This window comes from Candidatus Woesearchaeota archaeon (genome assembly GCA_016187565.1).
GTDB lineage: Archaea > Nanobdellota > Nanobdellia > Woesearchaeales > JACPJR01 > JACPJR01.
Window position 1 is genome coordinate 1 of sequence record JACPJR010000033.1, and the last position, 23,808, is coordinate 23,808.

Annotated in this window: 23 protein-coding genes and 2 tRNA genes; 8 read left to right on the top strand and 17 right to left on the bottom strand. The window is 42.1% G+C overall.

Annotated elements, in window-relative coordinates:
- The first annotated feature begins 270 nt into the window (after positions 1-270).
- Positions 271-522, top strand: coding sequence for a hypothetical protein (locus HYW21_08650; protein ID MBI2549392.1), 252 nt, complete (start codon positions 271-273; stop codon positions 520-522).
- On the opposite strand, the gene HYW21_08655 is transcribed toward HYW21_08650, so the two are convergent.
- From HYW21_08655 to HYW21_08695, 9 genes are all read right to left on the bottom strand, one after another.
- Positions 495-1,256, bottom strand: a complete 762-nt coding sequence (locus tag HYW21_08655; protein MBI2549393.1) for a TatD family hydrolase — start codon at positions 1,254-1,256, stop codon at positions 495-497. The genes HYW21_08650 and HYW21_08655 overlap by 28 nt on opposite strands.
- Before the next feature lie 22 nt (positions 1,257-1,278).
- Positions 1,279-1,956 (bottom strand): fibrillarin-like rRNA/tRNA 2'-O-methyltransferase, encoded by a 678-nt coding sequence (locus tag HYW21_08660; GenBank protein ID MBI2549394.1) that lies wholly within the window; start codon positions 1,954-1,956, stop codon positions 1,279-1,281.
- Positions 1,957-1,970: 14 nt separating this feature from the next.
- A complete protein-coding gene (locus tag HYW21_08665; GenBank protein MBI2549395.1) occupies positions 1,971-2,201 on the bottom strand; it encodes a hypothetical protein in 231 nt (76 codons plus the stop codon).
- 17 nt (positions 2,202-2,218) lie between these two features.
- Positions 2,219-2,959: a TIGR00266 family protein gene (locus HYW21_08670; GenBank protein ID MBI2549396.1), complete on the bottom strand. Its 741-nt coding sequence runs from the start codon at positions 2,957-2,959 to the stop codon at positions 2,219-2,221.
- Between the two features lie 34 nt (positions 2,960-2,993).
- The gene (locus tag HYW21_08675; protein ID MBI2549397.1) at positions 2,994-3,752 is read right to left on the bottom strand and encodes a hypothetical protein; all 759 of its coding nucleotides are present in this window, start codon (positions 3,750-3,752) and stop codon (positions 2,994-2,996) included.
- Between the two features lie 66 nt (positions 3,753-3,818).
- Positions 3,819-5,894 carry a hypothetical protein gene (locus HYW21_08680; protein ID MBI2549398.1) on the bottom strand — a complete coding sequence of 692 codons (2,076 nt, stop codon included), beginning with the start codon at positions 5,892-5,894 and terminating at the stop codon, positions 3,819-3,821.
- Positions 5,895-5,955: 61 nt separating this feature from the next.
- Positions 5,956-7,299, bottom strand: coding sequence for a glutamate-5-semialdehyde dehydrogenase (locus HYW21_08685; GenBank protein ID MBI2549399.1), 1,344 nt, complete (start codon positions 7,297-7,299; stop codon positions 5,956-5,958).
- Positions 7,296-8,123 (bottom strand): pyrroline-5-carboxylate reductase, encoded by an 828-nt coding sequence (gene proC, locus HYW21_08690; GenBank protein MBI2549400.1) that lies wholly within the window; start codon positions 8,121-8,123, stop codon positions 7,296-7,298. Before proC ends, HYW21_08685 begins: the two co-directional genes overlap by 4 nt.
- A 97-nt stretch (positions 8,124-8,220) precedes the next feature.
- Positions 8,221-8,544 (bottom strand): hypothetical protein, encoded by a 324-nt coding sequence (locus HYW21_08695; protein ID MBI2549401.1) that lies wholly within the window; start codon positions 8,542-8,544, stop codon positions 8,221-8,223.
- Positions 8,545-8,648: 104 nt separating this feature from the next.
- Here HYW21_08695 and HYW21_08700 point away from each other — a divergent pair, with 104 nt between their 5' ends.
- From HYW21_08700 to HYW21_08725, 6 genes are all read left to right on the top strand, one after another.
- Entirely contained in the window at positions 8,649-9,032 is a 384-nt protein-coding gene (locus HYW21_08700) for a helix-turn-helix transcriptional regulator (GenBank protein ID MBI2549402.1), read from the top strand.
- 45 nt (positions 9,033-9,077) lie between these two features.
- Positions 9,078-9,150 (top strand) — tRNA-Val (locus tag HYW21_08705).
- A 37-nt stretch (positions 9,151-9,187) separates the two neighbouring features.
- Positions 9,188-9,259: transfer RNA gene (locus tag HYW21_08710), tRNA-Gly, on the top strand.
- 105 nt (positions 9,260-9,364) lie between these two features.
- Positions 9,365-12,121: a glycine cleavage system aminomethyltransferase GcvT gene (gene gcvT / locus HYW21_08715; GenBank protein ID MBI2549403.1), complete on the top strand. Its 2,757-nt coding sequence runs from the start codon at positions 9,365-9,367 to the stop codon at positions 12,119-12,121.
- Between the two features lie 99 nt (positions 12,122-12,220).
- Positions 12,221-13,630 (top strand): aminomethyl-transferring glycine dehydrogenase subunit GcvPA, encoded by a 1,410-nt coding sequence (gene gcvPA, locus HYW21_08720; GenBank protein ID MBI2549404.1) that lies wholly within the window; start codon positions 12,221-12,223, stop codon positions 13,628-13,630.
- On the top strand, positions 13,614-15,098 hold the full coding sequence (locus tag HYW21_08725) for an aminotransferase class V-fold PLP-dependent enzyme (protein ID MBI2549405.1): 1,485 nt from the start codon (positions 13,614-13,616) through the stop codon (positions 15,096-15,098). Before gcvPA ends, HYW21_08725 begins: the two co-directional genes overlap by 17 nt.
- Before the next feature lie 44 nt (positions 15,099-15,142).
- Here the strand turns inward: HYW21_08725 and HYW21_08730 are convergent, their stop codons facing one another.
- From HYW21_08730 to HYW21_08740, 3 genes are read right to left on the bottom strand one after another with little or no spacing between them, the layout of a single operon-like run.
- On the bottom strand, positions 15,143-15,790 hold the full coding sequence (locus HYW21_08730; GenBank protein MBI2549406.1) for an ATP-binding cassette domain-containing protein: 648 nt from the start codon (positions 15,788-15,790) through the stop codon (positions 15,143-15,145).
- A 22-nt stretch (positions 15,791-15,812) separates the two neighbouring features.
- Positions 15,813-16,559 carry an ABC transporter permease gene (locus tag HYW21_08735; protein MBI2549407.1) on the bottom strand — a complete coding sequence of 249 codons (747 nt, stop codon included), beginning with the start codon at positions 16,557-16,559 and terminating at the stop codon, positions 15,813-15,815.
- Positions 16,556-17,587, bottom strand: a complete 1,032-nt coding sequence (locus tag HYW21_08740; GenBank protein MBI2549408.1) for an NrtA/SsuA/CpmA family ABC transporter substrate-binding protein — start codon at positions 17,585-17,587, stop codon at positions 16,556-16,558. Before HYW21_08740 ends, HYW21_08735 begins: the two co-directional genes overlap by 4 nt.
- Before the next feature lie 109 nt (positions 17,588-17,696).
- Between HYW21_08740 and HYW21_08745 the strand changes: the two genes are divergently transcribed.
- Positions 17,697-18,410: a hypothetical protein gene (locus tag HYW21_08745; protein ID MBI2549409.1), complete on the top strand. Its 714-nt coding sequence runs from the start codon at positions 17,697-17,699 to the stop codon at positions 18,408-18,410.
- A 7-nt stretch (positions 18,411-18,417) separates the two neighbouring features.
- Here the strand turns inward: HYW21_08745 and HYW21_08750 are convergent, their stop codons facing one another.
- The 5 genes from HYW21_08750 to HYW21_08770 form a co-directional block, all read right to left on the bottom strand.
- On the bottom strand, positions 18,418-19,041 hold the full coding sequence (locus tag HYW21_08750) for a V-type ATP synthase subunit D (protein MBI2549410.1): 624 nt from the start codon (positions 19,039-19,041) through the stop codon (positions 18,418-18,420).
- A 35-nt stretch (positions 19,042-19,076) separates the two neighbouring features.
- The gene (locus HYW21_08755) at positions 19,077-20,447 is read right to left on the bottom strand and encodes a V-type ATP synthase subunit B (GenBank protein ID MBI2549411.1); all 1,371 of its coding nucleotides are present in this window, start codon (positions 20,445-20,447) and stop codon (positions 19,077-19,079) included.
- A gap of 8 nt (positions 20,448-20,455) precedes the next feature.
- The gene (locus tag HYW21_08760; protein MBI2549412.1) at positions 20,456-22,288 is read right to left on the bottom strand and encodes a V-type ATP synthase subunit A; all 1,833 of its coding nucleotides are present in this window, start codon (positions 22,286-22,288) and stop codon (positions 20,456-20,458) included.
- Between the two features lie 68 nt (positions 22,289-22,356).
- Positions 22,357-22,692, bottom strand: coding sequence for a V-type ATP synthase subunit F (locus tag HYW21_08765; protein ID MBI2549413.1), 336 nt, complete (start codon positions 22,690-22,692; stop codon positions 22,357-22,359).
- A gap of 22 nt (positions 22,693-22,714) precedes the next feature.
- Positions 22,715-23,794 (bottom strand): V-type ATPase subunit, encoded by a 1,080-nt coding sequence (locus HYW21_08770; GenBank protein ID MBI2549414.1) that lies wholly within the window; start codon positions 23,792-23,794, stop codon positions 22,715-22,717.
- Between the last annotated feature and the right edge of the window lie 14 nt (positions 23,795-23,808).

The window sequence follows — 23,808 nt, forward strand, 5'->3', positions numbered from 1 at the left end:
ACAGTCAGAGGACTCGCCGCTGGCGCATGGCGAGCAGGGGGTTGCCCCATTCGGGGTGGCGAGTAGGACATTTTGCGCACAAAATGTCCGTCATGCCGCCAGTCGCGGCGGCATAGGTTAGTTTAAAATCGAATCTACTGCCAATCAGAGAATAACACTAAAGGTATCGCTCTTCTTAGTGGCTTAAGTGCGAATAGGGGAAAAGTTAGAGGAACAGTTAAAGTAATATTAAGTTCAAACGATTTCTATAAATTATCTAAAGGGGATATATTGGTTACAACAATGACCTCTGTTGACTTTATTCCTGCAATGGAAAAAGCTTCTGCTTTTGTTACCAATGAAGGAGGAGTTACCTCTCATGCATCAATTGTTTCACGTGAGATGAACAAACCATGTATCATAGGAACAAGAATTGCAACAAAGATCTTCAAAGACGGCGATCTTGTTGAAGTTGATGCAAACAACGGAATCGTGAGGAAGATCTCTACTAAGATTCACCGAGTACCAAAAACACGTTGGTAATTCATGAAGATATTATTTGCTACTTCAATAACATCCATCTGCTTGAGTTTTGCTATTGCTTGCACGGTTTGTTGAACGGCGATTGGTTCATTTCGCTTTCCTCGCTCTGGACTAAGATAGGGTGCATCAGTTTCGGTGAGTAGTTGGTTTATCGTGCATTCCCCGACGAGACGCTGGAAGTGTTGATCCTTATTGATAATTGCAGGAATAGAAAAATACCAGCCATTGCTTATTGCTCGCGTGATAAGCGCTCGTCTGCCAGTAAAACAATGCAAGACAATTTGTTCTTTGGTGAGCTGTGCACCCTCAAGAAGGGTAATGACATCTTCCTCTGCTTTTCGTGAGTGAACAATAACGGGTTTTTTGATCGTCTTTGCGAGGAGAAGAAGGTTTTGAAACACTTTTTTTTGTTTTACTGGATCTTCAACATGCTTATAATCCAGCCCACACTCTCCAATAGCTACGATCTTTTTCTGTTGCTTTGTGATAAATACGATCTCCTCAGCAATAGTTGTTTCATCAAGCCCTGCAACAGAAATCGGATGAATGCCTAACGCTGGCTTTACCAGAAGGTATTTTTGTGCCAAGGCAAGTACTGCACGGTTACTTGTTGGATCAAGGCCATTACTCACCAGCGTAGTAAGACCTGCCTCACCTGCACGCTGTATAACTTGATCCAGATCATGAGAAAAGATATCATCAGTAAGATGACAATGAACATCAACCAGGTGCATGGTTTTCTCCGTCTTTATCTGCTTATTTGTTCTTCACAACAAAAACACAATGATCTCTCTCATAGGGTTCAAGCTCTCTCTTGTCAACGATGTTTACGTGCTGGGCAAGGTAATCATGAACCTCTCGAAAAACTTGTCTTGGCTTTTTGGCAATATCTATCGAACGAGCCTTTACGCACAAAAATCCAAAACGATCTGGCTTAAGAAACAAACGCATATTTTTGAGAAAGATTTCTGCTTGCATCCGTTGGGCAATATCCTGATAGATATAATCAACAGGAGTGATACGGGATGCATAGGTCTGAGGCTGGCTTGCATCTGCTAATAGGGGAGCAATATTTTTCCGTTGCTGTGCCAGAAAAACGAGTTCTCTGGTTACTCTTGGTGCAATGTCCAACGCAAAAATGAATCCACCATTTCCAACGATATCGCTGACATGGCTTACCGTTGTCCCTGTACTTGCACCGAGATAAAGAACCGTATATCCTGGCTTAAGTCCGATTTGACTGACGCCATTGATGAGTGAAGCTGCAAGCTTACTTCTCCGTGGATTCCACTCGCGGTATTCAACATTCCCTTCTCGCACTAATCGCTCCTGATAGACGCTTCTTCCTGGTGTCAGATTACGGGTCAGGAGTTTTTCTTTTCCTTTTCTTGTGAATATACCCTGGAATTTAGTTTCATGAATGCGTTCTTGCATATGCTTGCCTCGTGTTATACATTTTTTTCTCTTGTTTGTTTTTCATTCTTTTCTTGAAGGTTATCTTCTAATTCAGATTTTACTTCTTTCATCTGCGTTAATGTATATCGCCGGTATCTTCCCGCTAACTCTGGTGGATAGACTTTCTCATACAGCGCATTGGCGAGTGATAATATTCTTGGGAAAAACATAACAAGCAGAGCAAAAAAAATAATCAGCGTCCATACCATAAAGGATGATGCCATTAATAACCTCCTTATAACTAAATGCCTGTGCCAAAGCTATCAATAATACTGCCCAATCCTCGGCGAGAGCCACCGGCTTCTTTTCCGGTCATGAGATAGCTTCCAATCTTTCCTGCAAGGTTTGCTAGGGGCATGCTCTGGAGCCAGACTTTTCCTGGTCCACGAAGCGTGGCTAAAAAGAGTCCTTCACCACCGAAAAAAATGTTCTTAAATCCCTTAACAAATTGGATATCAAAGTCAACCGAAGGCTCGTACATAGCGATATGACCAGTATCTACTTTGAGTACTTGATTTTTTGACAAATTCATCTCAGTAATCTCTCCGGCAAGTTCAACGAATGCAAGGCCTTTGCCTGTAAGACGCTGAAGAATAAATCCTTCACCACCAAAAAGACCAGCACCAAATCGCTTGCGGAAATGCATTTCCAGAACAACGGTTTCTTCAGCACACATAAATGCATCTTTCTGGCAGATATATTCTTTTCCCTGATCTAAGGTCATGACTAATACCTTACCAGGAAATTCAGCAGCAAACGTAATAATCCCTGTTCCTGTTTCACACGTAAAGGTATTCATGAAGATACTTTCTCCTGCTAATCTTCGTTTAATTCCTTTCCACAATCCACCCTTCATGTTTGTCTCCATCCGGATATTGTCAGACATCCAGGCCATGTTTCCTCGCTCTGAAAAGATGCTCTCATTTTTCTTTAATTCAAAATTCACCGTCTGCATAAGTGTTCCATTGATCTTGTATTTCATGATGACCTCCTTCATAACCTCTATGAGTCAGACTTTAATTCGTGATTTCAGCGATTTTTCGTTCTATTTCTTCTTTTAATTTATTACCGATAAATGAGCCGTGGAAATAATCAACCCGTGCAGCAATGGCAATCTTATCGGCAAGAGTTCGTGCAATTTTTCCGTGATTTTTTTTCTTGGATTGCGAAATTAACGGATGTTCATGGAGGATGCCATACTTGGGCGGCAGACTGTTTTTATTTTTCATATGCCTGAACAGGGCTTTTTCAGCACCCAAAAGCTGGATGGTCGAAGCAGGCATTATGGTCAATCGTCGAAAGCCACCGGCAAGGGCAATGAGCTTCGCTCCTAAGGTAGGTCCGGTGAGCACAAGAACATTGGGGCAGTAATGTTTCATGGTCTTTTCAATATACTCCAGTAAGTGCTTGCGCTTCTCATACAGATACTGTATGGTTTTTCCAATCTCCATGATTTCGTGCATATCTGTTTGTGGCAAGGGAACGCCTAAAGAATCTTCGGGATTGGAATGCACGCTTTTCATGAGCTCTTCTCGCGTCTTTGTCAGAATGAGGGAACTGAATAATTCATGATCAGAGATATCGCGAGAGAGTTCGGGAAGCGTAAAGCTGTACCATTCACGGAGTCTTTTTGCAAAAAGATTGCTGGTTTTGTCTAATTCATCAAGATACTTAACTGCTTGGATGAGATGGACGTCCCAGGTAATGGCCTTGCGGATATCTTTAGTTGTTTGTTCGATGTTTTTCTGGTACAATCGCTCAAAATCTTTGTGCATAATAAACCCAGAATTGCTTTGCTTTTAAATAGGTTTCTACAGATCCTCACTTGCTTGAACACCTGTTTACGAGTGTTGTGCCCGAATGTACTCCATCACACCACCTGCGTTGAGAATTCTCTGTGATAACTCCGGTAAGGGTTTTGCCGCGTACGTATTTCCTCTAGTGGTATTATGGACCATCATTGCATCTGGATCGAGAATTAAGCGATCTCCTTCCCTGATATCTTCAACAGCATCGCCAATCTCATAGAGAGGGACACCGAGATTTATGGCATTTCTCCAGAATATTCGTGCGAAGCTTCCAGCAACAATGCCCCTTGTTCCTGATAATTGAACTGACTCAGCTGCGTTTTCACGTGAACTCCCACAGCCGAAATTATGCCCACCAACAATGACATCACCTGATAAATTCCATTCTCTTGTGCGGTAATAGTCATTAAATGCTTGATTTCCTCCATCACGGAGAAGGAATTGCATATATTCACGAGGATCTTCAAGTTTGCATGCTTGTGCATTCATCATTTGATCGGTGTTAATATCATCTCCAAATCTCCATGCATACAATCCTGAACCACGGGACAGAGTATCATCGTGCATAGGTAATACTGAAGCATTATACCGGGACGCAAGGGCTTTTGCTCGTACTTCAGTGGTTGTTGCAACAAGCCCTTCGATGCTCGCTCCTAACACTTCTTCATTCTCGTAAAATCTACCTGTTGAAACCGGCGCAGTAAGTTCTCCAGCAATGGCACTTTCTATTGCTGCATCTGCTCCGGTGAGAAGAACCTCAACACCTTGACCAAATCGTCCTCTAAAATTCCTGTTCGTGACTTGAATCTTCCATCCGGGTTGTTTCCATTCAGAGCTCGCTCCAAAACACATACCACATTTTGGTCCCTCAGTTCTACTTCCAGCAGCTTGATATTCCTGCCAGATTCCTTCTCTCTGGAGCTGGGTCATGTCATCTTCTGATGCGGGGTTAAGTACTACGTCTACGCCTGCTGCAAACCTCGCTCTCGCTATACGGGGACGTAAAGCAGCATAATCATCGCTTCTGCCATTGGTGCATCCACCCCAGTAAACACCATTTATGCTCATGGGCCAGACAGTTGCTGGTTCACGACCGTCAACAACATGCTCTAGTCTCCGGTGAATAGCCTGAGGCATTGTGCTCCAATGCTTCAGTGCGTATCGTGCTTGTTCTATGCCGAGCGCATTGCTTGGAGAGTAGGGAAAGGCAACCATGGGAGGAATCTTTCCCAGATCTATTTCTACAGTAAAGGCATAATGAGCGCCTTCATCAGGCCTTAATGATCGATAAAAGTCACTATCCCTTGGTTGAAATCTACTTCGCTGAGGAAACCTTTCAGCAGTTGCTGCTAGATAGTCGAGGGTTTTTTGATCAACGGGAAACAGCCCTGCCTTTGCTCCTAACTCGACAGCCATATTTGCAGGAATAAATCTTTGGTACATAGCAATAGAATCAATGCCTGGACCAGTGTATTCTAAGGCAGCATAGTTTGCCCCACTTTCATCAAATAAGCCTGCGAGGTAAAGAATAAGATCTTTGGTAGTAACTCCGTCTCGTAATTCTCCGACAAGATTAACCTGTATGCTCTCAGGTACTTTGAGAGGAAGTTTTCCGGTAAGTATGCCTACTGCCAAATCAGTCGATCCGACACCAGTAGCCATTGCTCCGAGCGCACCACCACTTGTTGAGTGAGAGTCTGCTCCAATAGCAATATCACCGGGCATTAACATCCCCATCATTTCAAAAAGTCGATGTTGGATACCTCCCTGATGGCCTGGTTCAAAAATTTCAAATCCATACTTCTGACTTCTTGCTCTTCCATCCTCAAAAATAGGAATGAGTTTTTGTGGAGTTGGTAAAATAAAATGATCAAACACTAATCCGAGGCGTTTTGTGTTTTCTGTAATTTGGTCATCATATGCTCCTGAAAGAAATCCTGATCGTTTGAGCTGCTTAAATGCCCAATAGACCGTCATTTCACAGCCCCACATAAGATTGAGTGGTGCATCAACAACCTCTCCCGCAGAAACAGCATGCCCCATCTGATGTGACATGATCTTTTCGATTAATGTCTGATGAGTAGTTTGATTTCTTTCGTTTGCAATCATCTCTAAAACCCCCATGATCTGAACGTTGTATGAATATTATTGAGACATGTAGAGCTATACCCTAATATCTAAATTCTTCTTTGAGTGGACGGTGCGTAAATGCTTTGGGATTTTTTCCTGAGTAGGTTGCCACGACTTGGCCATTGCCTTTGAGAAGGTATTTGTAAATAACTAATCCTTCAAGCCCTACAGGGCCTCGGGCATGAATCTTTCCAGTGCTAATACCAATCTCTGCGCCTTTTCCATAGCGATAGCCGTCACTAAAGCGTGTTGAGCAGTTATGCATGACATTGGCAGCGTCAACCCTCAGCATGAAGAGATGTGCACGTTTGGTATGTTCGGTGACAATGGCTTCTGTATGCTTAGATCCATAGGTATTAATATGATCAATTGCCGATTGAAGGTCATCAACTACCATTATAGCAACGATAAGATCATTGTATTCTGTTCTCCAGTCTTCTTCGGTTGCCGTGTTTACCAAAAAGCCATTCAGGATTTCCTTTGTTTTAGGACAGCCACGCATCTCGACGTTTGCATCGTGGTATTTCTTTGCAATCAATGGTAAAAAACGTTGGGCAATTGCTTGATCAACAAGGAGCGTTTCCATGGCATTACAGACACTCGGATATTGTACTTTTGCATCATAGGTAATGGACAATGCTTTATCAAGATCTGCATGACGATCAACAAAAACATGGCAGATACCTTCGGCATGACCGAGGACAGGAATTGTGGTGTTTGCTTTGATGTATTTCACGAGTGCAGCACTTCCTCGGGGAATAAGGAGGTCAATATACCTGTCTTGCTTAAGTAACTCAGCAACCTCTTCGCGTGTTTCAACAAGCTGCATCCATCCCTGAGGAATACCTTCTCCTGCTGCAACCGCTATTGTAAAAATGTCTGCGAGTACTCTATGAGAGTATGTTGCTTCAGAACCTCCTTTAAGGATAATGGCATTCCCTGATTTAAGCGTCAAGCTGGAAATCTGTTGTACTAATTCTGGACGAGATTCGAAAATACAGGCAATAACCCCGATAGGGCAGGTTACTTGGTAGAGCTCTAAATTGTGATCGAGCTCAAGAGCGTTCAAGGTTTTACCGCATGGATCATCTAATTTCATAACCGCAAGCAACCCATCCTTCATCTCACGGATCTTTACTTCATCAATCAAAAGACGCTTCAGCATGACCTTGCTAAGCTTTCCTTGAGCAACAAGCTTCTCTGCAGCTGCAATATCCTTCTGATTTTCCCTGATGATTCTCTCCTTGTTTGTGACAAGTGCATCTGCCATTGCTTGCAATGCGTTGTTCTTTACTTTTGTGGGGAGGGCTGCCAGTACCAGTGAAGCATTTCTTGCGGTACTACTTATTGCCTGAATATTCTTTTCACGAGTTGCGACGCTCATCGTGCCTGTTGTAATTCTTTACTTCGTTGTACTGCTGCTGCAAATGCTTTTGCAATTGTTTCCTTTAACCGAGAAGCATGAAACACCTTTAAGGCCTGTTCAGTGGTGCCACCAGGTGAGGCAACTTGCGTCATGAGCGTCGAGGGAGCAAGTTGCTGTTCTTTCAGGAGTTTTCCCGTTCCTAAACAGGTCTGCACCGCAAGTTCAGTTGCAACCTCTTTGGATAATCCATGCGCAACTGCCGACTCAATCAACAGTTCAGTAAACAGGGCAAAGTATGCAGGGCCACTGCCGCTTAAGGCAGTAATGGCATCTAAATCTTCCTCAGGAACACAGAATACGTTGCCGAGTGCATCCATGATTGTTTTTATGAGTGTTTTATCTTCCGGAATAACATAACTCCCCAAGGCATAGGCTCCAGCCATCTCACCTACCAAACAGGGAGTATTGGGCATCACCCGAATAACTCTCGGCTGTTGATTTTTCGAACTCGTTAACCAAGATTCGAGTTGTTTCAAGGGAATGCCTGCAGCAATAGAAATACACAGATGGTGTGGTGTTACCCGTTCTTTAATCTCGGCAAGAACGGTTTTCATCATTGCTGGCTTCACACAGAGGAAGACAATATCTGATTCAATAACGACTACTTTGTTATCAGTTGTCGTCTCAATAAGGGTTTTTCCCTGAAGAACTTCAAGCTGGTATTCATGGGGAGCACTGGCAATAATGTCGGTTGGTTTACTCACCTTTCGCAGAATCAACGCAGCAATCATGGCAGAGGCCATTTTCCCTGCACCAATAAAACCAAGTCGTTTGGTAAGCATATTACTGAGATAACAGGGGGAGTATTTAAGGGTTACGAAATATCCGAGAGAATTAATTACTGAAAATAAGAGGACAAAATAAAAGAAAAAAGAAAGCTCACGAGGAGCTCATCGTATCGTTTACTTTTTGCTTGAATGCCTCGCATTCTTTCATCGATTGCATTTTAGCCTGCCAATGCTTCATACAGCCTTCCACACCAGTTTCGGCAAGTTTCTGCAAGTGGTCTCCCATGGTTTTCTCATATTCTTCTTTCATCTTCTCCTTGAGAAGCTCAGCCCATGCCTCATTGGCAAGCTGAAAAACCATGTCAGTCATTTCACAGCCACTTTCATAACTGCAAGACTTTTGGGACTTTCCACAGCAGCTACCTGATGTTTCACAGCACCCACTTTGGCTAGCACCTTGGCTACATTCGCACATGTTATCCACCTCCAAGAAAGATTTATATCTCTCTACTGGTTTCCATAGGTAAACTCTTGTAATATAAATACGTTTTGTAACAAAATGATAACAAGGTGAGGAGAATGAAATCGCTAAAATGTTGTCCTATTGAAAAAACCATGGCGTATATCAGAGGAAGATGGGCTATCAATATCATTCGTGATCTTTTTCTTGAGAAAAGACGCTTCCGCGATTTTCTTGCAGCAAATCCTACCTTAAGTACGCGTATGCTTTCTCTTCGTTTAAAAGATCTTGAAAAGAGTGATATTATTACAAAGAAAGTGGTAACCGTAACACCCCTGGTGGTGGAATATGAACTTACTTCTAAGGGCAGCGCATTGAACCGTGTACTCTATGAGCTTGCACTGTTTTCTATGAAAGAACATCCCCATGAGGTCTTTACCAAAGATCCAAGTGCTAAGGAGAAGACGATTCATGAGTTGAAGACCATGCTCCATATAACGTAACCTTTCGAAACGTTTAAAAAGAACTCCAGACCCCTTTGCAGTGCTGGGTCCGTGGTCTAGTGGCTATGACATCGCCCTTACAAGGCGCTGATCCTCGGTTCGAGTCCGGGCGGACCCACTTTCCTTTAGTACTTCACTAAGGAAACAATGATCCTGCGACGGTAGTCTAATGGCTAGGATCGCACCCTGCCACGGTGTGGATGCGGGTTCGAATCCCGCCCGTCGCATGTTTTTTGTCCAATAATTTTATATATCTCTGCACGTTCCCTCTTGAAAATAATTTGTATGTCTTTTATTTACCGTAATTTCAGAATGTGGGAGGGGTGATTGGAATGGAAGATCATAGTGGAGATCTTGCTCAGACTGTTCTTCATGCCTGGCATATTGCTCATGGCGCAAAAATGATGCCCTTTGGTGGATTTGACATGCCCATCCTGTATTCTGGTGTTATCGATGAGCATTTAGCAACCAGAACTGCTGCTGGTCTGTTTGATGTCAGTCATATGGGACGCTTTCTGGTTTCTGGTCGTGATGCATTACCCTATGTTCAGCGTGTTTTAACCAACAATGCAGCTACATTGGATAGCGTAGGGATGTCTCAATACACGCTTATTCCGGATGAGCATGGTTTTGCGGTTGATGATGCCTATCTTTACCGCGTTGGTGATCAGCAATATATGGTTGTAGTAAATGCCGCAAATAGACAGAAAGATTGGGATTGGCTGCAGGCGCATCGTATTGGTGGTGATTACGCTATCAGCGACATTTCTGGTGAGTTTGCAATGATCTCCCTCCAAGGCCCACGATCAACCCATCTTCTCAATGATTTACTCGCGAGAGAAACTCTTAAAGGTTTGTTGCCAGATCCTCAACGAAATAGATCCTCGGTCCTTTTTTTTGACGGTATTTCTCTACGTGCAGCGCGTACCGGATATACTGGTGAGCCTGTCTGTTATGAACTCTTTGTACCTACAGATAGAGCAGTCAATCTCTGGGAAGCATTACTTGACCACGGACAGCATTATGGTGTTAAACCTATCGGACTTGGTGCTCGTGATACCTTACGGTTAGAGGCTGCGCTTCCACTCTACGGTCATGAACTTGGCCTTGATCCTGAGGGGAATCCGATTCCGATAGGTGCTATCCCCTTGGCTAAAATTGCTGGCGTGAGCTTTTCAGATGCTAAAGGAGACTTCATTGGAAGGGAAGCACTCTTCAGACAAGCTGAAGAAAGAGTGGCTAGAACACGGCATGGTGTGCACTATGATCAGCCACTCGAAGAGCGAGTTTTACCACGTGTAGTACTTGAACTGGCGATTATGAATGACAACCTTGATGGTCCGGGAAGAGCGCCTCCACGAGCAGGTCATGAAGTGTATCTGGATGGTAAGAGAGTAGGGTATGTGACGAGTGGTACAACGGTTCCTAGTTGGGAATTCTCAAAGGATGGCATTTTAAGTCAGCCAACTGAAGGAAGAATCAATAGACCTATTGCCCTTGCTTATCTTGATGCAACACTCTTTCCTTCAAAAGCAGGAGAGCCAGAGCGACAAGTACTCACTATTCGTGACCCTAAATCTGGCCGAGAATCCTTAGCGTACATTGTTACTGCCAATATGCGTGCCTTAGCTCCCTATGTTCATCCGATTATTCATCCTGAGCAGCCACGGAGATCTCCACAATTGACAACGGATCATTACTCGGGGTTGGCGGCAGATTTAGTACATGAAGCTGCACAGCAAACTGCATACCGACAACATAACACCATTAATCTCATCCCCTCAGAGAATACACCCTCTGAACTTGTCCGTACCTTATCCATTTGCGATGCTATGGGAAGATATGGAGAGCATCAACAGCTTAAGGCATTAGGGTTAGATTCTGCTGATATTGCCTACTATGAGGGAACAGAATTTATCCTTCGGGTTGAAGAAAAGGTCAGGGCAGCATTGGGAGATATATTCGGCGCATCTCAAGTTGAGGCAAGACCTATCAGTGGGCAGCAGGCAAATGAGGCAGTGTTCAGTGCCATGGTTCAATGGCTGAACCGAGCAAGAATGAGGGGAACAGAACCTCGACGAATGGGCTCAGTCCTTGCGAATTTATTGATACGTGGTGGTCATCTCAGTCAGCAGTATTTCGGGGCTATGCGAGATACGGTAGCCATAGATCCTGTCCTTGATCGGCCAGCAGTCCATCCATTCCCTGTCCATTCAGAAGATCCTTATGCCATTGATGTTGAAGCAACAAAGGAAGCCATTGAACGATATAGACCAGAACTCATCATCTTTGGAAAGAGCATGTTTATTTATCCAGAACCAGTGAGAGAGATAGCGGATTTTGTTGCTGACCGGAATCCACGACCAATCATCATGTATGATGGTGCTCATGTCATAGGTTTGCTCGGCCCGCACTTTCAACAGCCTCTTCAAGAAGGAGCTGATATATTAACAGGATCGATGCACAAAACCTTTCCTGGACCACAACGAGGATGTATTGCCAGTCGCATGGATCCGGGTACTGAGTATGCTGGTCTGTGGAATGCAATACTTCAGAGAGAATTTCCGGGTAAATTAAGTAATCATCATCTTGGAACCCTTGTTGCTTTGCTTGGTGCAGCATACGAATTTAAGGCATTCGGTGAACCCTATCAAGTACAAGTATTGGCTAATGCAAAAGCCTATGCCCAAGGATTGGTTGATGAAGGATTATCGGTTGCAGGAAATCCAGCACGAGGATATACAGAGACACATCAGGTCATTCTGAATGTTGGTATCGGCAATGGACCTGCAGTCGCTCAGCTCTTACGGCGAAATAATATTATAACCAACAATCAAGGGTCTCCTACAGATTTAGGATTTAGCCATGCTAGCGCCATTCGTATGGGAGTTGCTGAGATGACCCGCTTTGGTATGAAAGAACCAGATTTTAGGACACTTGCTGGCTATGTCGCTGAGGTTGTTAAACACAAAATGACCGTAGGACCAGAGGTATCTCAATTCCGCAGAAGATTTACCGAGATGCACTATGTTTTCCCTGCTCAACAAACAGCTGAACTGGTAGCAATGTTGCAAGATGCTTGGAAGTAGAAACAAACATTAAGGTGACAAATCGTCCTCATTTGGGGGCGAAAATCACCAAATTTAGCGTCGATAAAACAGAAAAGTATTTTAAGCAGTGTCTCTGTCATGCGTGTGATAACCTTGGCACATTCATGTATTCGAGCAAGTTCTGATGAACAAGCAGCAATGCTTGCACATCTTGGGTTTAGTTCTCTTGATGAGCTCTATGATGCCATTGTTCCCAAGGAGCATCAGCATGACGGAAAGCTTTCTTTTTTGCGTTCTGCAATGACTGAATCAGAGGTGGCAGACTTTGTTCAGAATCTGGCAGATGCAAATGCTCGTTTCAAGCCTTCTAACATGTTTATGGGAGCGGGATTTTACCAACGAGTTATACCACCAGCAGTGGCTCGGCTCGCTTCACACGGCAATTTTTTAACACCCTATACACCCTATCAAGCTGAGGCTGCTCAGGGTATTCTGACCACGCTTTTTGATTACCAGAGCATCATGGCTGCACTGACCGGTATGAGCGTTGTGAATGCAGGGTCTTATCATGGGCCAAATGCGCTGGCTGAAGGTGTACTGATGGCCTGTCGTATTACTCAAAGAAATAAAATCCTTGTTTCTGATGCTGTTCATCCAACAGCCATGCGAAATATTGAGACGTATGTGAGACCACGGAATATGGAATTAGTGCGTATTCCTTTGCGTGAGGGTACAACATCTGTTGAGGAGATTGCAGATCGTGTTGATGACAACACTGCCGTCGTTGTTGTTCAGAATCCAAATTTCTGGGGTTTGTTTGATGGTATGAATGGTCATGCTGAACCGGTACATAGCAAAGGAGCATTGTATCTTGTCTATGGTGGTGGTGATCAGATCTCACTTGCATTGGCAAAGCCTCCTGGAGAGTATGGCGCTGATATCTATGCAGGTGAGGGACAACATTTTGGCATTCCTTTAGGGTATGGAGGTCCTCATGTAGGTATCCTTGGCATTGCGTCAATGGATAACAAGCATCTCCGACAGCTTCCGGGAAGATTAGTCCTTAAAACAAACGATGAGGACGGAAAAAAAGGCTATCGCTTAGGGCTTCAAACACGAGAGCAGCATATTCGCAGAGAACGGGCAACCTCAAATGCCTGTACCACGCAGACCTATATTTCAGTCATGAATGTCTTGTACCTTGCCCTGGTTGGGCCTCGGGGATTAGAACAAGCAGCACAACACTCCACGAGCAATGCGCATTACCTTTACCACAAAATAGCACGGTTATCAGGCTTTGAACCTCTCCATCCAGAAGCAACATTCTTTAACGAGTTTGCTGTACGGACACCAGTGCCAGCAGAGAGAATAGTTCATGATCTTGTATCTCAACAAGGAATCTTAGCAGGTGTTCCTGTTGCTCGTGCTCTTCCCTATGCAAATAGAGATGAGCATGTCTTACTCATTAGTGCAACAGAGGCCAATGGAAATAAAAGGAGTCTTGATAAATTAATTGGAGGATTAGAGCAATATGCGGCCACTCAATGAGTTACATATTCCTAGTGCAAATAATTATGCATTACCAGAGCTAAGCATACCTCGGGTTGAGTTTCCGTCAGAGTACCGTCGTGCAAGTCTTCTCCTTCCTGAGATAGGAAGAAGGGCTTTGGAAGAAGAATTTGCAGACCGAGCAGCAGCAAATATATCCGTTGATAGTACTGTCAAAGGAGGAAAACTCTATCCTCTCGGTTCTTGTACGATGATTGAGACACCACAACTGGTCAGAAGAAGTTATCGTGCTTTTAAATACCTCCATCCCTATCAACCCCTTCCTACGGTCGAAGGAGCACTTTCCCTTATGTATGATCTTGAACGTATCTTATCTGAGATGGGTGGAGCTCATGCAGGAACATTACAACCAGCTGCAGGAGCCCATAGCGAGCTTACTGCGCTCTTGATGATTGCAAAGTACTTTGAATCAAATGGACAGCGGGAACAGCGTCGGATTGTGTTGATACCTGACTCAGCGCATGGAACTAATCCTGCCACAGCAATGATGGCAGGCTACAATGTTGTTCCTCTTCCTTCTGATGATAAACGACGGCTTGATTATGAAAAACTCAGCGCAGTTATGCGAGAACGAGGAAGTGAGGTTGCTGCATTGATGATTACCCATCCGAGTACGTACGGTGTCTATGATGAAAAAATCACTGACATCACTTCACTACTTCACGAGCATGGAGCACTGGTCTATGGAGATGGCGCTAATTTTGTTGCCTTAAGTAATCGCGTAACATTTGGTGATCTTGGTATTGATGTGTTCCATTTTAATCTGCATAAAACCTTTGGAGTTCCCCATGGTGGTGGAGGCCCAGGTGCAGGGTATGTAGGTGCAAATGAGCAACTGACACCTTTCCTTCCTGTTCCATGGGTGGTGCAGACTGAAACGGGTTATGCACTTTCCTTTGATCATCCTGATTCTATTGGTACCTTGTCTTCTGCCTATGGCAATTTCCTTGCTGATGTTATGGCTTACACGTATACACTTCTGCTTGGCGCAGATGGCTTTCGAGAAACAAGTGCTGCTGCAGTTCTTACCGGAAACTACATGCAGAGCAGATTACGTGAACATTTCCCTCCCCATAGTGAGGGATTGGTTATGCACGAGGGTATTGTTCTTGACACGCCGCTTAGCACACTTTCTATGGTAGGCGCCGATGGCAGATCAAGACCGATTGGCTGGGCAGACTTTGTCAAGGCATTGCTTGAGCGAGGACATTATGCTCCCACAGTTGCTTTCCCCGTCCACAAAGGCATACTTTCTGAGCCTACCTATAGTGCTACCAAACCGGCAATTGATCGATTTGTGGATGATTGTGCGGTGATTTTAGGACAGATTCAGGCAGATCCAAACGGGCTTGCGCAAGCTCCACGGTATTTACCTGTCGGAAGATTACAGGAAGCAGCGTCAGACAGAAACCCAGTTCCTATCTGGCGCTTGGATGGTAGTCTTTAAACAGATTTTTCCATTTTTCTTTTGACTGCCGCATTTGATGTAGTTTACTTTGTAGAATCAGAGGATTTTTGGATCAGATCAAGTATTTCTTTTCTTATTGCATCACTTTTATTTTTATCAACGTCGATTATTTCTATAACTCTTGTAGGCGATTTACATAATACAACTATTTTGGTTGACAATCTTATTGCTTCCTCAATATCGTGTGTTACAAAAAGTATGGTCAGTTTTCTCTCTTTCCATAGTGTTAGTAAGAATTCTTGTACTTTTATTTTGGTAAAGTAATCCAATGAGCAAAACGGTTCATCCATGAGAAGTATCTCTGAGTTATATGCTAAACATCTTCCAATTCCTGCACGTTGTTTCATTCCTTCAGATACTTGACTCGGATAAAAATCACTAAACCTCTCTAAATCAATCTTTTCTAATATTAGATCAATATTGGATTGCTCATTAGGTCCGATGAGAATATTTTCTTTAATGGTCTTCCATGGAAATAGGTTATGATCTTGAAAAACGAATCCCTTTTTACCTACAGATATTATCTCTCCGCTTGTTTGTTTGATTAATCCTTGAATGAGGTATAATAACGTTGTTTTACCACATCCACTTGGACCAATAATTGAAGCAAATTCATTTTCCTTTATAGTAAAAGAAATATCACTCAGCACTCTCAGTTCTCCAAAATTCATACATACATCTTTTATTATGATCTTATTCGTCATTTTTCCATGGTGTCAGCTTTTTAGATAATAACACGAACAACCGATCTATAATTATTCCTAAACTTCCTAAAACAACAATGTATGCTATCATCATATCAACTCTATAGACAGACTGCAAGAAAAAAATTCTATAACCTAATCCAGCATATGCGCCTATCATCTCAGCTGCAATTAAAACTGAAAATGCTATCCCAATCCCAATTCTTGTTCCATTGAGGATATAATTCAGGGATCCCTTGAATAATACTTCTCTCAGGAAATAAAATCCTCTGATCTCTAGGCTTTTTGCAACATAATAATATTTGTTTTCAAGATTTTTTACTCCATTATAGGTGCTTATCCATACTGGAAAGAAGCATGTCCAGGCTAATAAGCCTATTTTAGAGCCTTCTCCGATCCCAAACCACAATAAAAAAAGTGGAACCAAGGCAAGCGGTGGTATAAACCTAAAAAAATTAGTAAATGTACCAAATATCTCATTAATATGGGAAAAATGACCGGTGATGATACCAAACAAAATCCCAGAAACAATACCTACAACACTTCCTAATAACAATCGTAATAGACTTGTTTGCAAGTCAAGAAATAAATTTTTTGATTCAAAAAAAGAGCTAAAAACACGAGAAGGCGTTGGATATAATGTTTTATTTAGATGAAAGAAAATAACTGCAAAATGCCAACAAAGGAGAAAAAATAAAATAAGTAGCACTAAATATATTACTTTGTTGTTTTTCATTTTGCATTTTCGTAGGTAACTCCACTGGGCTTTAATTCTCTAAGATATTTTGCGTCGATTATGTCATAATAATTTGGTGCTTTATTTTGTGAACTTATTCCAATAGCTATAGCCCATTCTGCTTCTTGTTTTGGATATTCCACAATTAAATTGTTTAATACAACACCATAATTTTGTTTCTGCATAATGTCCACGAGTAAAAGTTTATCAGTTCCTGAATATTTTGAAACAATCTCTAGAGATTCTTCTTTGTTTTCTTTTAAAAACGTCTCTGCCTTCAGCAGAGCTATAATAAATTTCTTTATGGTATATTCATTTTGGTTATCAAAATGACTCATTGTAACTATATTCCATGTCTCTCCATAGAGATCAGTAGGAGCAAAAACAGTGACTTTACTATTGCCCATTTCTCTTTTTGCCACTGCTGGTGATGGTTCAAATACAATAAACGCATCAATATCTCCTTTAATCAGAGCAGCAACCATATCGCCGGGGTTTAGATAAATCAATTTTACATCAGAAATATTTATTTTATTTCTCTCAAGAAAGGTATAGGTAAAGAAAAGCGGACCTCCGCCATTGGTTGTTGCTATCTTCTTGCCTTTTAAATCGGTTGGTGTAATTATTCCAGAATCTTTTCTAGCAACGACCTGAATATTATTATTGGAATATTCGATAGTTGCCAGAACAGAGATATCTTGCTCGGCGAGTCCAGCAAGTGCAATAGGCACATCTGCAGCAGTTGCAATATCTGCTCCCCCACCAATGAGTGCATCCAAAGCTAATTTACCTGTTGGAAAATGGTGATAATTAATTTTCAGCCCTTGTTCTTTAAAGTATCCTTTCTCCTCTGCAATAAATAGCAACGCAGAATTTGGAATTGGATTAATAGCTACATTTATCTCGTTTACATTATAGATGACTGCACCCGTTGGACTATTCATATTTTTGACGAGCATTGATATGCCAATGATAATCACGAGAATTAGTCCGATTAAAACTCCTATAGTTACTTTTTGCTTATTCATGATTTCAACCCCTAATGAAAAGAATAAAGGGACTATTATAAATTCTAGTCCTCCTCTAAAGGAGAACTATCTAGAAACATTTAAATAGAGGAATACAATGTTACTCTAGATGGATACAAAACACCTAGAGAAGATGGGTTTGACACGAAATGAATCGATTATTTACATTTCTCTTTTAAAACTAGGCATTACCAGTGCACATAATGTCGTCAAAGAGTCGGAATTGCATCGCTCAAGAGTTTATGATAGCTTAGAGTCACTGCAAAGAAAAGGGTTAGTTAGCTATGTTATTAAAGATTACAAAAAGCATTTTCAAGCTGTCGAGCCTGAAAAATTATTGGATTATGTTGATGAACAAAAGGAAGCTGTGAAACAAATTTTGCCAGAACTAAAAAGAATTGAGGGAATAAAGAGAGAAGAAATCTCTGCATCAATATATAAGGGGAAGGAAGGACTTAAAACAATTCACTCGGAAATGCTTAAAGAAGGAGAGGATATAATGGTTCTTGGCGCAAAAGCGTTAATTTATTCTGAGTTGCAGTACTTTCTTCCAAATTTTGAAAAGGAAAGAATAAAAAAAGGAATGAATTGGATATGTCTCTGGGATAAGAAAGAATATAAAAAAAGAATATTAAGTAGACATAAAGTTCAGGGAAAAGTACTTCCTGCAGGCTTTGATTCAAATGGCGTAGTTAATATCTTTGGAAATAAAGTTGCAATAGTTCTATGGAAAGAAAAATACCCTTCAGGTTTTATGATTGATAACAAAGATATTGCAAATGCCTTCAGAAAATGGTTTACTCTTATTTATAAGAAAATATAAGAAGTTATTACTTCCCACTCTTTGCTTTGATGCGCTTTAATCGTCCGAAACTCTCTCGTTCCATTTCCTCGAGACGCATACGGACAAAGATTGCCTGGCGTTCCATGCGAGGGATGACGTCAAACTCAAGTGCATTTACTCGACGTTTTGTTTTTTCAATTTCTTCAAGAATTTTACGCATTGCTGTTTCTATTTCTGCTACTTCCAGAATTTTGTCCATCAGACGCTCATAGGATTCGCATGCTTCATCAATAGAAGGAGAATTGAAAATACCATACCCACGCTCAGCGATGGTTTTGACAATAGAAGATTTTCTGGTAATGGTTGGTACAATAACCCCAAGAAGATTTTTCCTTCCAACCTCAAACTCGGGTGCATACGGAATGCTCATGACTAACGACTTAATCTCATAGTCGTACATCATTAACCGTGTTGTGTTCATCTTTTGCAGCGAGTTAAGGTAATGTTTAGTGAGCTCTTCACGGACATTTTTTGTTTTTTTCAGGAGCTCAAAAAACTCAATGATTAAACCATCCCGCTTTTTTTTCAAGAGCTTATGACCTGACTTGGCAAGCTTAATCTTGTTTTTCAGCTTCATATACTCTGAGCGTGTTGGTTTTATATCTGCCATGGTATCTGGTTATTTAGCTCTAATTATTCTAACCATTATTGTTTTTTCTTGTAGTATTTTTTCTTCAACTCAGGGCTTATTCTGATCAAGTCACTTTCTGAGAATGTTGAGAGAAGTTCCCAGGCAAGATCTAAGGTTGCAGCAATGCTTCTATCCTCTTCTCTTCCCTGGCGGACAAATCTACTTTCAAAAATTTCTGCAAACTTTAGGAGTTTTCTATCTCTTTCGCTAAGTGCCTCCTCACCGACAATTGCGACCAGTCCTCGTAAGTCTCTTCCTTCTGCATAATTTGCATAGAGCTGATCTGATACCTGCTTATGATCTTCTCGTGTTCGCTTTGCTCCAATACCGGCATTCATCAATCGAGAGAGTGAAGGCAATATATCAATTGGCGGATAAATTCCCTTTCGGTGGAGCTCTCTACTTAACACAATCTGTCCTTCGGTAATATAACCGGTAAGATCTGAGATAGGGTGAGTAATGTCATCACCAGGCATAGTAAGAATCGGAATTTGCGTTACGCTTCCTTTCTTCCCTTTAATCATTCCTGCACGTTCATAGATGACTGCAAGATCCGTGTACATATATCCTGGATATCCTCGTCTTCCTGGAATTTCTTCTCGTGCTGCACCAATCTCTCGTAAAGACTCACAGTAGTTGGTAAGATCAGTTAATATTACTAGAACGTGCATATCGCGCTGGAATGCGAAATATTCTGCAGCAGTTAATGCAATTCGCGGTGTAACGAGACGTTCGACTGCTGGATCATCAGCAAGATTGAGGAAGACAACACTACGCTGGATGGCTCCAGTCTGTTCAAAGTCCTTCATGAAGTACTGAGCCTCTTCGCTGGTAATGCCCATAGCTGCAAAGACAACGACAAAGCCCTCCTTCTGGCCAACGACCTTTGCCTGTCGTGCTATTTGGAGCGCAATTTCATTGTGAGGAAGTCCACTTCCTGAAAACAATGGCAATTTTTGTCCACGGACGAGCGTGTTGGTAGCATCGATGGTTGAAATTCCTGTTTGAATAAAATCTGACGGAGATTGTCGTGAGTATGGATTAATAGCAGCGCCAATAATCTCTACTCTTTTTTCAGGAACAATCTCTGGGCCACCATCGATTGGTTTGCCTGATCCACTGAGTACTCTTCCCAAAAGATCTTCAGAGACTCCAAGTTTAATAGGTTCTCCAAGAAAGGTTACCTGTGTGTCTTTACCTATGCCACTCGTCCCTTCGAAGACCTGGGCGACGACCATGGTTTCGCTCGTATCAAGAACTTGTCCATTCTTGAGACTTCCATCACTCAGTCGTATCCTGACAAGATCTCCATAGCCTACAGGATGTGTTTTTTCCACGAAAATGAGTGGACCTGCTACTCGGGTTATTGTTTTGTACTCTTTCATTGTTCCACCTACTTAATAAGCGCTGTTACTTCTTTTTCTATATCTTCTCTCACTTTGGTTAACAGCTTTTGGTAATCTTTCTCGAACTTGGCATTGGCAATTAAATCCTTTGATGTTATGTGCAAAAGATCCTGCATTCTTGCTCCTTTTTCTCCAGCGTCGATAGCTAAATCATAGAAGAACAATATGGTTTTCATAAGCGTAAAGGTCTTTGTTAATTCAGAATAGGTATCGACATCATGGTAGGCATTCTGCTGGAGGAAAAATTCTCGTAGCATTCGAGCTACCTCGAGCAGCAGTTGCTGTTTCGGAGGCAGTGCATCACTGCCAACAAGTTGGACAATCTCCATGAGCTTATCTTCCTCTTGGAGGATAGTGTTTACTCGCTGTAATACCTCATGCCATTCTGGAGAAACATTTTCAAGGAACCATGGCTCAAGTGTTCGATAGTAAAGCGAATAACTCGTCAACCAATTGATCGAGGGGAAATGTCGTCGCTGAGCCAGCTTTGCATCAAGAGCCCAGAATGATTTAGTAACACGTAATGTTCCCTGAGTTACCGGCTCTGAAAAGTCTCCTCCTGGAGGACTGACTGCCCCAATAATGGTTACTGATCCAATCCCTGTATCCTTTGTTTTGGTAGATAGGGGAAGAACCCGTCCTGCTCGCTCGTAGAATTCTGCAAGTCTGGTGGAGAGGTATGCTGGATAACCTTCTTCACCGGGCATTTCCTCAAGGCGTGAGGAAATTTCTCGCATTGCTTCTGCCCAACGTGAGGTAGAATCTGCCATAAGTGCGACATCATATCCCATATCCCTGAAATATTCTGCAATTGTTGCTCCAGTATACACGCTTGCCTCTCGTGCAGCAACAGGCATATTTGAGGTATTTGCAATGAGCACGGTTCGGTTTAAAAGTGGCTTTCCCGATTTTGGATCAATCAGCTCGGGAAATTCGGTAAGCACTTCAGTCATCTCATTGCCACGCTCACCGCAACCAACATACACAATGATCTGTGCATCACACCACTTTGCAAGCTGGTGCTGCGAGACTGTCTTTCCAGCTCCAAAAGGCCCGGGAATTGCGGCAGTTCCTCCTTTAGCAATAGGAAAGAGTGCATCAAAGACTCTCTGCCCGGTAATTAATGGTACCGTCGGAGAAAGCTTTTCCTTTACTGGGCGAGACATTCGGACTGGCCATTCCTGCTTTAAGTACAAGGGCTGTTTGTCAAGCGTTCCAATCTGCTCAGTAACGGTAAATTTTCCTTCCTTAATGTCACTAATTTTCCCTGCAGTATACTGAGGCGGAACCATTATCTTATGCTTAATTCCCTCAACTTCCTCGACTTCCCCAATAATGCTGCCTGGTCCAACACTATCTCCCTTTTTTACCGTTGGTTTAAATAGCCATTTTTTTTCTTGATCCAGCGCAGGAGCAGTAGCTCCTCGAAGAATATAGTCACCCTGCATATGCTGCAATACCGGTAAAGGCCGTTGGATACCATCGTAGATGCTCTTCAGAAGACCTGGCCCAAGCTCGACTTTGAGCGGTACTCCCTTGTTCACGACAACTTCACCTGGCTTTAAGCCAGTGGTGTCTTCATAGACTTGGATGACCACACTATCTTCTCGTATTTGAATAACTTCTCCCATCAGTCGTTTTTCACCAACAAAGACGACATCATACATTTTTGCCTTGAGGTTCTTTGCAACGACCACAGGACCAGCTATTCGTGCAAGAACTCCTGTTGCATCGCCACTGTTTGTATTATTGTTGCTCTTGTTATTATTATTCTTACTTCCCGTCTCGTTTTTGGTTGTGTCTTTAGTACGCTTGCTCATCATTAGATCACCTGCTTGACGTTTACTTTGATTTTTATTATTCATAGTACTCATATTCCTCAGACTCGTTATTGATTCCAGAGATCAACACCAATAGATTTAATGATAATTTCCCTGAGTCTTCCAATGCCTGATTCCTTTGATAAGATAACAGTTACTGGCTTAATAGATTTTGAGAGATCCTCTTGGCTACGAACTGGAAGATTATGGTAGGCTTCCTCCTGCACCACAAGCACTCCCGCGGTACTATCATGAAGGAGGTTTTTAATAACGCTGACATTTTCTGTTGTATTTTCCTTCTCAGTATAAACGTGTTTAATGCCAACGAGCATAAAACCAAGCAAAAAGTCCTCTTTTCCATACACCGCAATTTCTCCACATGATTCTTTTTGTTTCTCTTCCACTGGTGATAACCTCAGATAATAATCAGATAATAATAAACTGCCGAAGCGTGTGCTCATCAATGCCAAATACTTTTCCCTTGTAGATGGTATGGATATTTTTAATCTCGATTTCTTTCGAAAAAATAAATGACACAATACCATTTACCGACAGTACATCGGTGTGGGACGAAGTTCTTGTTCTCGCAAGCGCATTTTGCTTAAGCAGTCGCTCGGTTGTTACTAAGGTATTTGTACTCTTATAATCATTAAGGGCTCGATCAAACTCCCCTTCTAATTCCTTGGTGATAACCTTTCGTAATTCTTTTCGTATGAGATTGATGAACATTTCTTTTTCTCCAGTTTCTATTATTTGCTTGAGCAGGGCATCAAATTTCTCATCGACAGGTATGAGATACTGCGCAATTATTTTTGGATCTCTATTTTCTCTCTTAAGGCGCATAAGCGTGAGTATATCCGTATTCATAATCTCGTGATACACTAATCGCTTTATGGCTTCTCCCTGCTTCTTTATCTGTGAAAAGAAGTTGAGCACATACATAAAGTACGCCTTGTCAAAGGCAGTTTCTATTTCTGCCAAATCAGCAAGGGTAAGTGCATCAAGATTCTTTTTATACAGATGAGTTCCATTGATGTAATCCTTAAATATACTTGTTTTCAACTTTGCAAAAAGCTCACGCACACTTCTCTTGTCTATCATTTCTTCATAAAACTCAAGATCATATTTCCCGACGGGGACGAGAAGAGTCAGGATTTCTTCCTTTGCTTGATGCGTGAAGATACCTCGCGTAATAGTCTTCATGTTAAAGAGATCATATCGGGTTAGGTATTGTTCAATAACCTCGCGCAATCCTGGATCAGAAATTTGTTTCAGCTTGATATAGGTTCTCGTCAGATTTTGCTTGAGTGCTCGTTCAAGCAACTCTATCCCCGTATATCTCATGGAGAGTTCAGAGAACTCCTTATAGCCTTTATTTTGGAGATAATGGATGATCTCCTGGAGACCCATCTTGAGAAGTTTTTCATAGTCTTCTCTGGTGAGCAGGAGACTTTTCATTACCTGAACTCTTACGTATGCATAGGGATAAAATTTCAAGCGTATCATGTTTCAGCACCAGG

Excerpts from the sequence above, each read along its gene's own strand:
- HYW21_08675 (MBI2549397.1), bottom strand. The coding sequence starts at position 3,752 with ATGCACAAAGATTTTGAGCGATTGTACCAGAAAAACATCGAACAAACA.
- gcvT (MBI2549403.1), top strand. The coding sequence starts at position 9,365 with ATGGAAGATCATAGTGGAGATCTTGCTCAGACTGTTCTTCATGCCTGG.
- HYW21_08660 (MBI2549394.1), bottom strand. The coding sequence starts at position 1,956 with ATGCAAGAACGCATTCATGAAACTAAATTCCAGGGTATATTCACAAGA.
- HYW21_08725 (MBI2549405.1), top strand. The coding sequence starts at position 13,614 with ATGCGGCCACTCAATGAGTTACATATTCCTAGTGCAAATAATTATGCA.
- HYW21_08655 (MBI2549393.1), bottom strand. The coding sequence starts at position 1,256 with ATGCACCTGGTTGATGTTCATTGTCATCTTACTGATGATATCTTTTCT.
- HYW21_08745 (MBI2549409.1), top strand. The coding sequence starts at position 17,697 with ATGGATACAAAACACCTAGAGAAGATGGGTTTGACACGAAATGAATCG.
- HYW21_08665 (MBI2549395.1), bottom strand. The coding sequence starts at position 2,201 with ATGGCATCATCCTTTATGGTATGGACGCTGATTATTTTTTTTGCTCTG.
- proC (MBI2549400.1), bottom strand. The coding sequence starts at position 8,123 with ATGCTTACCAAACGACTTGGTTTTATTGGTGCAGGGAAAATGGCCTCT.
- HYW21_08750 (MBI2549410.1), bottom strand. The coding sequence starts at position 19,041 with ATGGCAGATATAAAACCAACACGCTCAGAGTATATGAAGCTGAAAAAC.
- HYW21_08700 (MBI2549402.1), top strand. The coding sequence starts at position 8,649 with ATGAAATCGCTAAAATGTTGTCCTATTGAAAAAACCATGGCGTATATC.
- HYW21_08760 (MBI2549412.1), bottom strand. The coding sequence starts at position 22,288 with ATGAGCAAGCGTACTAAAGACACAACCAAAAACGAGACGGGAAGTAAG.
- HYW21_08730 (MBI2549406.1), bottom strand. The coding sequence starts at position 15,790 with ATGAATTTTGGAGAACTGAGAGTGCTGAGTGATATTTCTTTTACTATA.
- HYW21_08670 (MBI2549396.1), bottom strand. The coding sequence starts at position 2,959 with ATGAAATACAAGATCAATGGAACACTTATGCAGACGGTGAATTTTGAA.
- HYW21_08740 (MBI2549408.1), bottom strand. The coding sequence starts at position 17,587 with ATGAATAAGCAAAAAGTAACTATAGGAGTTTTAATCGGACTAATTCTC.
- HYW21_08680 (MBI2549398.1), bottom strand. The coding sequence starts at position 5,894 with ATGATTGCAAACGAAAGAAATCAAACTACTCATCAGACATTAATCGAA.
- HYW21_08755 (MBI2549411.1), bottom strand. The coding sequence starts at position 20,447 with ATGAAAGAGTACAAAACAATAACCCGAGTAGCAGGTCCACTCATTTTC.
- HYW21_08685 (MBI2549399.1), bottom strand. The coding sequence starts at position 7,299 with ATGAGCGTCGCAACTCGTGAAAAGAATATTCAGGCAATAAGTAGTACC.
- HYW21_08770 (MBI2549414.1), bottom strand. The coding sequence starts at position 23,794 with ATGATACGCTTGAAATTTTATCCCTATGCATACGTAAGAGTTCAGGTA.
- HYW21_08695 (MBI2549401.1), bottom strand. The coding sequence starts at position 8,544 with ATGTGCGAATGTAGCCAAGGTGCTAGCCAAAGTGGGTGCTGTGAAACA.
- gcvPA (MBI2549404.1), top strand. The coding sequence starts at position 12,221 with ATGCGTGTGATAACCTTGGCACATTCATGTATTCGAGCAAGTTCTGAT.
- HYW21_08735 (MBI2549407.1), bottom strand. The coding sequence starts at position 16,559 with ATGAAAAACAACAAAGTAATATATTTAGTGCTACTTATTTTATTTTTT.